The sequence below is a fragment of the Sorangiineae bacterium MSr12523 genome (genome assembly GCA_037157775.1).
GTDB classification, from domain to species: Bacteria; Myxococcota_A; Polyangia; order Polyangiales; family Polyangiaceae; genus Pendulispora; species Pendulispora brunnea.
The window spans coordinates 182,187-193,846 of sequence record CP089982.1; the positions used below are offsets into that span (position 1 = coordinate 182,187).

The window sequence follows — 11,660 nt, forward strand, 5'->3', positions numbered from 1 at the left end:
TGAGAAAGAATTCACAGGGAGGCGGGGAGGCGGGGAGGACTTACGGCATGGGCGGCGCGGAGCGCTTTTTTGGGGGGTTCAGTTGGCTCACTGAGCCTATTGAATCCCCAAAAAACTCCCCGCCTCCCCGCCTCCCTGTGAATCTTCTTAGTCTACCGGCAGCACTTTGTAGTCATTGCGTGGGAAGTGGACCACGATGTCGCCTGCGCGTTGGTCGCGGCGCGTGATGGCGATCTCGGTGAGGGAGGCGTGGACCAGGGTGCCTTCGACGCGGTCGACGCCGTAGTCGGTGGGGCCGATGGTGATTTTTTGGCCCAGCGCCATTTGGGGCAGTGCGAGGTAGTCGCCCTCGAAGGGCTGCTGCTCACGCGTGGAGCGAGCTATCTCCAGGGCGGCCGATGACGGCAGCTCGGTTCGAGAGCCGTGTCCGAAGGCGCGGATGCGATCCGCCCAGGCGAGGAGGTGCGGATAGGGATTCAGTCGATGCGCGACGCCGGGGTTCGCACGGACGAACCATACGCCGTGGTACATCGCAAAGTCGGCAATGCTCGGCGATGCACCCAGCAAGAAGGGATGTTCGGCGAGTTGCGAGTCCAGCGCCCCCATGAGCGGCTCGAAGCGGCCCACCGCGAAATCGGGGTGGGGTCGCGGCACCGTTCCGCCTGAGAAGAAGGCCGCGCGGTCCTTTCCAAATTGCGCGAAGTGGTCCGCGCCCATCGACTCGACGAAGAATTTGACGCCCTCCGGCGAGATGCCGATGGCAATGCCCGCGAAGAACACGGCGGGCTCCATGTGGAGAAACGCGGTACAGCTGGCCTTCGACGTGGTGGGGAAGAGCGGCGGTGTAGGTTGGAGCCGGTCGAGCACCTGGGCGATGAGCCGCGTGTCGCAATAGACGTCCCGCCCCAATTGGAGCACGGGCGTTTTTCGGTACCCTCCGGTGAGTGCCACCACATCGGGTTTGGGCAGCATGGAGGGGATATCCACCGACTTCCACACCAGCTTTTTGAAGCCCAAGAGACAACGGGTTTTTTCTGCATAAGGTGAGCTAGCGTAGTGGTGCAGGATGATGTCGCTCATGGGTCGGTCCTCGTGAGGTTTTCATGAATGCTTCGGCCACCAAGGGAGCGCGCTACACGCTCTTCTTGCTGTTCCTCATCAACTTTCTGAACTTCTTCGACCGGGTCATTCCCGCGGTCGTGCTCGAGCCGCTCCGCAGAGAGTTCAGCTTGGACGATACGCAGCTCGGCATTTTGTCCACGGCGTTCACCCTAATCTATGCCGTGGCTGGCATTCCACTGGGCCGTCTGGCCGATCGGGTCAAGCGCACCCGCATCCTCGCCGGCGGCGTGTTTCTTTGGAGCTTGATGACCGCCGCCTCGGGCATCGCCGCCAACTACGTCTCGCTGTTTCTGATTCGCCTGGGCGTGGGCGTGGGCGAAGCGAGCTGTGCCCCGGCGGCCAATGCCATGATTGGCGATTTGTACCCGTCCGAAAAACGGGCGCGCGCCTTGGGCTTCTTCATGCTCGGACTGCCCATTGGCAACATTGCCGCCTTTTCGCTGGTCGGGGCACTGGCGCATGCGTACGGATGGCGTGTCCCGTTTTTCCTCGCCGCCGCACCGGGGTTGCTTCTCGTCCCGCTCATCGTGTCCTTGAAGGAGCCCGTGCGCGGTGCCCAAGACGTTCGCGCCGTCGATTCGACGGCGCAGGTCGAAAGGCCATTTCTACGCATCCTGACGATTCCCACCGTGTGGTGGATCATCCTGTCCGGCGCCGCTGCGAATTTTGCAGCCTATGCGATGAATGCCTTTTTGCCCGCGCTGCTGATGCGCTTCCACGGTTTGAACATCCGCCAGGCGGGTGGCGCCACGGCATTGATCGTGGGCCTGACGGGATTGATCGGCCTCACGGCGGGCGGTGCCCTGGCCGATCGGCTGCATCAGCTTTTCCCGCGCGGCCGCCTCACCTTGGGCGCGGTGTCGCTCGTGATCGCGAGTCCGCTGCTCTGGTTCGGGCTGGGGCAGCCCATCGGTGGCGTCGCGCTTCTATGCGTCTTTTCATCGGTCGGATGGCTTCTCTTTTACCTCTATTACGTGACCGTTTATTCGGCGCTCCAGGACGTCGTCGAGTCGCGGCTGCGCGCCACGGCCATGGCCGTGTATTTCTTCTTTCAATACGTGCTCGGTGCTGCCTTTGGCACGACCGTGGCGGGGGCCCTGTCGGATGCGTATGCCAAGCGCGCGATGCTCGCCGCCGGCGCCCATGACATGTCCAATGTGTTTCGCGCCCAAGGACTTCAGGCCTCCATGCAGCTGACCGTGCCCGTGGCCGTCCTGGTCACGGCCATCGCCCTCTGGTTTGCATCCCGCAGCTTCGTTGCGGACGCCAAGCGCGCCTCATAATCGACTATACTCGCGCGCCATGACAAGCCCGTTGCAACATCGCATTGACGTCGCGACGTCTCTCTTGGCGTCGTCGGTCACGCTCGGTCGCGGCGTTTTGGTCGTCACCCCGGCGCGGCAGCCCGAGAAGCTCTTTCGGCTCTACGAGTTCGAAGCGTGTCCCTACTGTCGCAACGTGCGCGAGGTGCTCACCGCGTTGCATCTCGATACGGAGATCTACCCGTGCCCCAAAGGCGGCACCCGCTTTCGGCCCGAGGTGGAGCGGCTCGGCGGCAAGACGCAGTTTCCCTACTTCATCGATCCCAATCGCGACACGCGGATGTACGAATCGGCGGACATCATCGCCTATCTCTTTCGCACGTACGCCGATCGGGATGTGCCATTCAACTACCGTCGCATTGGAAGCTCCTCGCCCATGAGTTCCCTCGCCAGTGGCATCCGCGGCATGCGCGGCATGCGCGCGAATGCCTCCAAAGCCCCGCGCGAGCTGCTTCACCTCTGGAGCTTCGAGGGCAGTCCATTTTCGCGCATCGTGCGCGAGCGGATGTGCGAACTCGAAATCCCGTACGTGCTGCACAACCTCGGAAAAGAGCGCTTTGGCGAGCTAGGAATGAACGGCATGCGGCTCGAGCGCGGAGCGTACGTGCCCACGCCGGGCGGCAAGCGCGAAGCCTTCATGAAGGCGCACGGACGCGTGCAGGTGCCGTATTTGGAAGATCCCAACACCGGCACGAAGATGTTCGAGTCGGCGAAGATCGTCGAGTACCTCGACCAGACCTACGCTGAGTAAGCGCGAGCTCGCGACACGCGAGCTGGACGTGGGCCATCGGAACGCTTTGTGAAAGTCCTTTGGCTTGTGCTCTTCGCTTGGTGGACTGCACTCACACTGGTCATATGTGGGTGCAGCACGAGCCCGAGCACGGACAACCAAGTAGAGGAGCGGACGGGCGAGGTCGCACAGCCTTTTTCCACCACGTACCAAGTGAGATGGAGCGGCAACCTCACGGTCCCGGTAGGCCAGAATTGTCCGACGACGTGCGGCACCCCCGCGGGAACCAGCACCTGCATTTGTGGCGGCCAGTCGAACGCCTGCATCGGTGGCCCGGGGTGGGGTGACAAGAACTTCACCGACACGTCGCCGGCCAATGCCGTGGTGACGATGGTCCATTTGGATATTCAGCAAATGGGCTGCAGCGCGGGCACGGTCTCGGCGTTTCTCAACGGTACGCGGCTCGGGGCATACCAGCCGACGGCCACCTGTGCTTGCAATGCATGCGATCCGCCGCAGACGGTGACGTCGGCGCGCTTTCCGCGAGGCATTCCCGGTTACAATTACGGGGGCGTCAATACGCTGCGCCTCGAGGCATCGTCCGGATCGCCGTGCCTTGCCCGCGTCGACATTCGCGTCGACGGAACGACGGCACGCCTCGTTGCCACACCGGCGACGTACACGTTTGCCGCCCAGCGGGTCGACACCCCGAGTGCACCGCAGAACTTCACCATTCAGAATCAGGGAAGCGAGGAGCTCACCGTCACCGGGTTCGACACCTCGGGGCCATTCGACGTCAGCGGCGGGCCGCGCACCCCATTCCCGCTCGCCCCGGGCCAGACGGCCACCGTGGGCGTGACGTTTACGCCGACCGGATCCGGCCCCGCGACCGGCTCCCTCAGCGTGGCGAGCAGCGATCCGCGAAGCCCGGCGGTGGTGCAGCTTGCAGGGAGCGGGGTGGCGCCGTCGATCAGCGTGTCGCCCAATCCGCGCGACTTCGGCTCCGTGGACATCGGCGGCAATGCCACGGGCACGTTGACGATCAGCAACACCGGCAACGACGTGCTCAACATTTCGGGCATCGCCATGCGCGGTGCGAGCGACTTCACCCTGGTCTCGCCGCCGACGTCGCCGAGGATCCCGGCGGGGCAAACCTTGCCGCTCACCGTGCGTTTCTCGCCCACGGCGCACGGGTCGCGTTCGGCGCAGATCGTCATCACCAGCGATGCCGCCAACAACGATTCGTACGTGGCGTCGCTGACGGGGCGCGGGCAAGGCCCGTCGATGGAGATCGTCACCGAGTCGCCCGTCGACTTTGGCGACACCAACGTCGGCACGAATGCAGCGCCGCAGCGGATCACGGTGCGCAATGCGGGGGAGACGAACCTTCGCATTGCCTCGATGACCTTTTCCAATGCCGATTTCAGCACGACCCAGACCTTCCCCGTCGAAATCGTGCCCAACGGGCGGGCCGACATCCCGCTCGGGTTTCGGCCATCGGCCATCGGAGCGCGCAATGGAAATGCCGTGCTCACGTCGAACGATCCGCTGGAGCCGACGGCGCGCGTGGAGCTGACCGGCACCGGGACCTCGCCGACGTTGAAGGTCACCCCGGCGTCGCTTCCGTTCGGCGACGTGCGCACGGGAAGCACGCCTTCGCAAAAGACGGTCACTCTGGAAAATACCGGCACGGGGCCGTTGATCGTTTCGCGTGCGGCCATCAGTGGACCCGACGCGGCACGCTTTGCTTTATCGGCGGTGAATCTGCCTCTGACCATCGGGGCGGGCGATAGCGTGGACCTCACCGTGAGCTATGCGCCGACGGCGGTGGGCGCGAATGCGGCAAATCTGACCATCGATTCGAACGATCCGAGCAGCGCCAGCATCGTGGTGCCGCTGACCGGCAACGGCGTATCGGCGATGATTTCGCTGCAGCCTGCGAGCCTGGACTTCGGTGCTCAACTCGTGGGGCGCGCTTCGGCCGCGCGCACGGCGGATATTACCAATACCGGCTCGGCGTCATTGAACATTTCGGCGGTGACCGTTGGAGGTCCCCAGGCCGCGGCATTCGCGCTGGTCAGCGCGCCGGAGCTGCCTGCCGTGGTGGAGCCCGGTGCGAAGTTGACCTTGTCGCTCAAGTTCACGCCGGCGGATATGGGCGATTCCGTCGGTGAAGTCGACATTGCGAGCGACGACCCGAATACGCCGAAGGCCATCATTGCCTTGAAGGGAACGGCGGTCTCGCAGCTGCTCTCGGTATCGCCCACGTCGTTGGATTTCGGTGTGACGAAGGTCGGCGTGAAGCCTGCCGCAAAGGCCGTGACCATCACGAACACCGGCGGCGATCCCATTGCACTGGGCAGCGCGGTCGTGGAGGGGGCGCAGGCGGCGGCTTTCCAGGTCACACAGCCAACGGGCTCGGTGCAGCCGGGACAATCCGCGACCGTCAATGTGACGTATTTGGCCAATGCCGCGGCGGAGGCGAATGCCACGTTGAAAATCGGCTCCGCGGATTCCTCGGTTCCCAAGGCGCAAGTCACCTTGAAGGCGCGCGCCGTTTCGAAGTTGTTGATCGCGGACACGGCCGCACTCGACTTCGGGCAGGTCACCGTCGGCCAGAAGAGCGATCCCAAAGTGGTGACGGTGACCAGCCAAGCGGGCGTGCCGTTGGACATCGCGAGCATCGCTTCCGACAGCGATCAATTCGTGGTGAATGGCGGAGGCGCGCAATTGCCGCCGGGTGGAACGGGCACGTTCGAAGTGGTCTTCCAGCCCACGGTTGCCGGGGACGCCGTCGGCACGGTGAAGGTCCTCCTCAAGGATGCGACCACGGAGGAAATTGCCATTGGGCTGACCGGCCATGCCCAGTTCGAGGGCGGAGGGACGGAGCCTCCTCCGTCGAACAACGTGACCAATGCGGACATCTATGGCGGCGGCTGCGGATGCCGCTCGTCGGGGACACCCGGTACACCGGGCAAGGCGTTTGGCGGTCTGGCGTTGCTCGCGGGGCTGCTCATTCGTCGTCGACATCGCCGAGCAACGCGCGCAAATCCTCCTCGGTAAGGCCCTGGAGCGCGCCCTCGCCATCGGAGATCACCGTCTTGGCGAGGTCGCGCTTTTTGGCTTTGAGCGCGAGGATCTTCTCCTCGATGGTGCCGCGCGCGACGAGTCGGACCACCGTCACGGGCTTGTCCTGGCCAATGCGGTAAGCGCGGTCGGTGGCTTGATCTTCGACGGCCGGATTCCACCACGGATCGCAATGGATGACGGTGTCGGCCGCCGTGAGGTTGAGGCCCGACCCACCGGCCTTGAGCGAAATGAGAAAGAGCGGCGCGCGCCCGGTTTGAAATCGGGTGACGACGTCGTCGCGCTTGGTGGTCGACCCATCGAGGTATTCGTACTCGATGTTTTCGCGATCGAGATCCTGCCGCCACAATGTGAAAAGCTGCACGAATTGGGAGAACACGAGCGCGCGGCGGTTCTCCGCAACGAGTTCGCGCACGAGCTCCAAAAAGGTCTCGCGCTTGGCGCTGGGGCTTTCGCCCAGCTTTGGATCGATGAGGCGCGGATCGCAGGCCATCTGCCGAAGCCGCGTCAGCGCCGCGAAGACGGTCATGGGCACGGGCCGCGCGTCCTGTTCGATTTTCTGCCGCAACCCCGCGCGCAGGGTATGGGCCAGGGCATCGTACATGCGCTTGTCCTGGCTGGTCAGCGACACGAAGCGATCGATTTCCGTCTTCGGCGGCAGCTCGCGCAAGACGTCGTTCTTCGTGCGGCGCAGGAGGAACGGGCGCACGATGGCCCGCAGCTCCGCGGCCATGGGGCTCTCGCGCTCGGCGGCGACGGCACTTCCCCGATTGAGCACGATGGGTTGCTCGAAGCGCTTTTCGAAGTCGCGCGCCGTGCCCAAAATGCCGGGGTTGACCAGCGACGCAATGGACCAAAGCTCGCGAAGTCTGTTTTCCATGGGCGTGCCGGTGAGCGCGAGCCGCATGCGCGCTTGAAGCGCGGCGGCGGCTTTGCGGGTGGCGCTGTCCGCGTTCTTGACGTTTTGCGCCTCGTCCAGGATGACGCAGCGAAATGTCGTCGTCCAAAGCGTTTCGAGATCGCGCCGGAGCAAGCCATAGGTGGTAATGATGATATCGCTGTCAGCTATAGTCTCCGGTGATAGCACCCGTTCCTCGCGGGAGAGCCCGTGCAGCAGCCTCACGCGCAAATCGGGGGTGAAGCGCTCGCTCTCGCGGAGCCAGTTGGTGGCCACCGACGTGGGGCACACCACCAGCGATGGGGCAGGGCCCTCGACCTCTTTGCGGCGCAGAAGAAAGGCCAACGTCGTAATGGTCTTTCCAAGGCCCATGTCGTCGGCGAGCAATCCGCCCGCACCGAGGGCTTGCAGGAATTGAAGCCACGAGAGGCCGAGGCGCTGGTACGGCCGCAACGTGGCGCGGAGTCCCTGCGGCATCTCGGGCTCTTCGGCCACGCTGAGTGCGCGCAGTTTTCGGCGCAACGATTTGACGGCGTCGTCGAGCTCTCCATCGTTGTCCTCGAGCCATCGATCGAGGCGCCCGAGTTGGTGCGGCGGCAGCGCGGCTTCGGCATCGTTGCCCATGATTTGCGCGGCCTCGTTGGAGATCGCTTCGATGCTCGCGGAGATGCGCGCCAAGGTGCCATCGTTCAAGCTCACCCAGCGCTCTTTTCGCTGGAGCGCACCGCGGATGGTGTCGAGCTCCACCGGCAGGTCCTCGGTACGGAATTCGAGCCGCGTCTTGAGCCACTCGCCCTCGAGTGCAACATGCACGCGTCCCGCGATGGGGGCGCCGAGGCGGACCCCGGCCAGGTGCTTCGAGAGCTCCACCTCGACGGGCGGATTGTCCGCACCGCGCAGTGCCAAAAGGCCGTGCTGCCAGAAATAGATGGCACGTTCGCCGCGTGCCACGAGGGGGGCCTGATTTGAAAAGTCTTCCTCCTCCTCGAGGTTGCGCGGCTCGAGGCCCGAGCCAAGCACCAGCTCGCGCGCCCGTATTTCGCTTTCGCGATCGCGCCCGTCCTCCGGCGGGGGATTCTCCGTCTCGGTGAACAACGGGATTTCGCGCGCCTTGTAGGCGGCGACGAGCACGCCCTCGAGCGCGAGTGGCTCTCCGACGAGGCGCAGGATCAAGCGCGGTGTCTCGACTGGCGGAAGGCCGAAGACCTGGGTGACGGGCATCTCGATGCCGCGCCCGCGGGTCATGCGCAAGAGGCGCGAGCCGGCGTCTTTCAATTTGCCCGGGGGAACGCTGAGGCGAGGGACGCGTGCGAATTCCTCGGCGAGATCGACGTCGACGTCTTTGGCGACGCGGAAGATGGCGCCATTTTTCGCCCAGACGTAGGGGAACGGCCCGGCGAAAAATGCTGCCTGCGAGGCCGCGAAACGCGGGCCTCCGTTCTCGGCGGCCCAGAAGACCTCGAGGGCTCCGTCCGCCGGATTCACCTCGACGCGCGGGCGCACGAACGCGTTGCGAAAGTCCAAGAGGCCCTTGAAGCCCGCGGCGAAAATGCCGCCGTGCGCGCGCATGGCCTCGATGGTGAGCGACGCATCGACACCGCGCGCTTGGACGGCCTTGCGGCCGATGCCTTGGTCGCGCACGTATTGGAGCACGCGCCGGTCGCCGCTGCGAAACTGCGACGGCGTGGCGAGTTCGCGCGGGGAGAGCAATTTTCGCTCGCCGACCGATCTCACGAAGATGGAGAGCGTGGGCCCGCGGCTCGCGTCGACCCGATCGCCATAACCGCGTCCTTCGCGCCGTTTGCCTTCTTCGGAGGGACCCGCGGCGATTTCCACGGCGAGTTCGCCCGCCGCTGGCGCGAGCCAGGCGCGCAGCGACTGCTCGAAGGCGCGCTCCTCCTCGAGCGCCCGCCGCCGCTCCACGGCCTGCGCCGCCGCGTCGCTCGTATCGTGGCCGGCGAGAAGCGCTTCGCGCAGGGCACCGGAGACGGCGAGATCGACCGCGACCACGGTGGCGTGCACGCAGGGACCGAAAGCTGATTGGCATCGAGAGCACACGGTGACGAGGATCTCGTCCTCCATGCGCAGCTCGGTGCGCTGGCCTTCGTGGAGCACCGCAACGATGGCGTCGCCCGAGATGGCGGGCGGGGTCGCATAGCCCGCCGTGCTCGTGAGCGCGAGGTCGAGCGTCCGCCGGCCGACGAGCCGAGCCAGCATGTAGAGCTCGAGGCTTTCGAGCCACTGGTGCGGGCTGGACTTGACGATGTCGCCGTTTGCGTTCATGTTCACCGGGCAGATTTGCAGAAGAATTGCAGAAGGGAGGTGTGACGTGAACGATATTGCGACAATCGGTTTCCGAAGCCCCTCCGCTGAGTGCGCCTGACCGGTCTCCGGAAAAGGTAAAGCGCTCCGCGGAGCGTAAGATTTACCTTGTTTCGTGGAGCCGTAGGGTCATGCGACGAGAAGACGAGCATTCTGGCTTTCGACATATCCGTTTACAAGATTTGATTCTCGAGGAGCTCCGCGGGCTCCTCCGCGACGACGTTTCCGATCCGACGCTCGAAGGCGTGCGGATCACCGCCCTCGTTCTGTCGGTGGATTACCGGCATGCGCGGGTGCATTTTGCATTGAAGTCCCAGGACATGCGTTCCGCCGTGGAACGCGCCCTCGCGCGGGCGACGCCGTTTTTGCGCGCGCGCCTCGCCGATGCCATCGACATCAAACGCGTTCCCGATCTGCGGTTCGTTTTCGACGCCGCTGCCGCTTTTCCCGAGGGCGAGGGGCAGGAATGACGGCACAGAGCCGCGTCATCTTCGAACCGGAGCGCGGTCAACGCGTTCCGGTTCGCATCTGGGCGAGCCACGCCAGTGAGGCGACCGTGCGCCAGCTTCAGCACATCGCTTCGCAGCCGTACGTCGTGGAGCACGTGGCCGCCATGGCCGATGCCCACGTGGCGGAAGGCGTGGCGGTCGGCACCGTCTTCGCCACGGAGCACACCGTGGTGCCGAAGGCGCTCGGCGGCGATCTCGGTTGCGGCATGTCCGCCACCCGGCTCGCCATCGATGCGCGTTCGCTCGACCGGCGCGCATTGGAGAGCCTCGTCGCCGAGCTCCAACGTGCCATCCCAACCGGCACCGCGACCCACCGAGGCCGCGGCATCGCCGTCACCGACGCGCTCCTCGCCGAGCCGCTGTCGACGCACACCCTCGAGCACGCACGCGAAGCCCTCGCCCCGCGCCATCTTGGCACTTTGGGCGGTGGCAACCACTTCCTCGAGTTGGATCGCGATCCCGAGGGCTATCTCTGGATCCTCGTGCACACCGGCTCACGGGGGCTCGGCGGAGCGTTGGCCGATCACTACGCACGGGCCGCGCCCGAGCCTCTGCACGGCATCGACACCAGGACGGAGCTCGGCGCCGCCTACCTGCGCGATCTCGCCTGGGCGCTCTCCTTTGCGAAGGCCAACCGTGAGGCCATCCTCGCGAGGGCACTGGAAGTCCTGGGAGAGGGCGGCGACTGCGTGGTGGACATCCATCACAACTTCGTTGCCCAGGAAACATGGTTCGGGCGCGAGCTCCTCGTGCATCGCAAGGGCGCCGTTTCGGTTCCTTCCGGCACGATGGCCCTCGTTCCCGGCTCGATGGGGACGGCGAGCTACATCGTCGAGGGTCTGGGGCACGAAGCCTCCTTCGGATCGTGCTCGCACGGTGCGGGTCGCATCCTGACGCGAAAGGAGGCGCGCGCGAAGATTCGCACCGCCGCGCTCGCGCACGCGATGCGGCACGTGGTCTTCCCGAAGAACCTCGAACACAGCCTCGTCGAAGAGGCGCCCTCCGCCTACCGCGACATCGGTGACGTGCTCGATGATCAAACGGATCTCATCGCGCGCGTTTTGCGCCTCGAACCGATTGCCGTCCTAAAAGGCGGTTAGAAACTGAAGGAAGATTCCACGCTCCGCAACGTACCTGGCTTCGATGCAGGCTGATTGCTTCGAGGATCTCGGTATGAGCGTGTGTGTGGAGTTGTTCAACCTTGTGAGCTCGCCCGTTGATTTTCCTCACGTCTTTCTCACGAGGGACTTGGGCGACGCCCGCTCGGTGCGCAAAGCCGTGGAAGAAGCCTTGTCGGACGTCCAGTGGTTCGGTGGTCGTGGCTACATCGCCGAACCATCTGGAACGACCGCGGAGGTTACACTCTGGCGCGATGGAACGGGGGCCGTGGAAGACGGTGTCGTCGACCGACTTACCGTCTCCATCCACGACGATGGCGATCCCATGACCATCGTGGGCCCGTTGTGCAGAATGCACGGATGGAGCGCCTGCGACAGCGCGCTCCACCTCATCGACGCCCAAAGCGTGCGCACCATCTGGAGTTCGACCACGCGCTCCGATGCCGCGCTCACCCCCATCCTGCCCGCGGCAATCAAGATCCTTTCCTAGAAAAGAAGAACCCTCCACGACGCCAGGGTGAACCGGCAACAAACCAAATCAGGGTTCATCGT

Annotated in this window: 8 protein-coding genes; 6 read left to right on the forward strand and 2 right to left on the reverse strand. The window is 64.8% G+C overall.

Going from position 1 to position 11,660, the window contains the following annotated elements:
• Positions 1-147: 147 nt before the first annotated feature.
• Complete coding sequence (locus LZC95_00740) at positions 148-1,080, reverse strand: glutathione S-transferase family protein (protein ID WXA95367.1); 933 nt, start codon at positions 1,078-1,080, stop codon at positions 148-150.
• Between the two features lie 23 nt (positions 1,081-1,103).
• Between LZC95_00740 and LZC95_00745 the strand changes: the two genes are divergently transcribed.
• From LZC95_00745 to LZC95_00755, 3 genes are all read left to right on the forward strand, one after another.
• Positions 1,104-2,405, forward strand: coding sequence for an MFS transporter (locus tag LZC95_00745; protein WXA95368.1), 1,302 nt, complete (start codon positions 1,104-1,106; stop codon positions 2,403-2,405).
• 19 nt (positions 2,406-2,424) lie between these two features.
• Entirely contained in the window at positions 2,425-3,195 is a 771-nt protein-coding gene (locus LZC95_00750) for a glutathione S-transferase N-terminal domain-containing protein (protein WXA95369.1), read from the forward strand.
• A gap of 66 nt (positions 3,196-3,261) precedes the next feature.
• Complete coding sequence (locus LZC95_00755; GenBank protein WXA95370.1) at positions 3,262-6,237, forward strand: choice-of-anchor D domain-containing protein; 2,976 nt, start codon at positions 3,262-3,264, stop codon at positions 6,235-6,237.
• Here the strand turns inward: LZC95_00755 and LZC95_00760 are convergent.
• Positions 6,188-9,442, reverse strand: coding sequence for a DEAD/DEAH box helicase (locus LZC95_00760; GenBank protein ID WXA95371.1), 3,255 nt, complete (start codon positions 9,440-9,442; stop codon positions 6,188-6,190). The two genes, LZC95_00755 and LZC95_00760, sit on opposite strands and share 50 nt — an antisense overlap.
• A gap of 170 nt (positions 9,443-9,612) precedes the next feature.
• Between LZC95_00760 and LZC95_00765 the strand changes: the two genes are divergently transcribed.
• The 3 genes from LZC95_00765 (at position 9,613) to LZC95_00775 (ending at position 11,598) form a co-directional block, all read left to right on the forward strand.
• Positions 9,613-9,951, forward strand: coding sequence for a ribosome-binding factor A (locus tag LZC95_00765; protein ID WXA95372.1), 339 nt, complete (start codon positions 9,613-9,615; stop codon positions 9,949-9,951).
• On the forward strand, positions 9,948-11,090 hold the full coding sequence (locus LZC95_00770; GenBank protein ID WXA95373.1) for an RtcB family protein: 1,143 nt from the start codon (positions 9,948-9,950) through the stop codon (positions 11,088-11,090). Before LZC95_00765 ends, LZC95_00770 begins: the two co-directional genes overlap by 4 nt.
• Before the next feature lie 103 nt (positions 11,091-11,193).
• Positions 11,194-11,598, forward strand: a complete 405-nt coding sequence (locus LZC95_00775) for a hypothetical protein (GenBank protein WXA95374.1) — start codon at positions 11,194-11,196, stop codon at positions 11,596-11,598.
• The last annotated feature ends 62 nt before the right edge of the window (positions 11,599-11,660 follow it).

Coding starts and splice junctions, on each gene's coding strand:
- LZC95_00740 (WXA95367.1), bottom strand. CDS start 1,080: ATGAGCGACATCATCCTGCACCACTACGCTAGCTCACCTTATGCAGAA.
- LZC95_00745 (WXA95368.1), top strand. CDS start 1,104: ATGAATGCTTCGGCCACCAAGGGAGCGCGCTACACGCTCTTCTTGCTG.
- LZC95_00750 (WXA95369.1), top strand. CDS start 2,425: ATGACAAGCCCGTTGCAACATCGCATTGACGTCGCGACGTCTCTCTTG.
- LZC95_00760 (WXA95371.1), bottom strand. CDS start 9,442: ATGAACGCAAACGGCGACATCGTCAAGTCCAGCCCGCACCAGTGGCTC.
- LZC95_00765 (WXA95372.1), top strand. CDS start 9,613: ATGCGACGAGAAGACGAGCATTCTGGCTTTCGACATATCCGTTTACAA.
- LZC95_00770 (WXA95373.1), top strand. CDS start 9,948: ATGACGGCACAGAGCCGCGTCATCTTCGAACCGGAGCGCGGTCAACGC.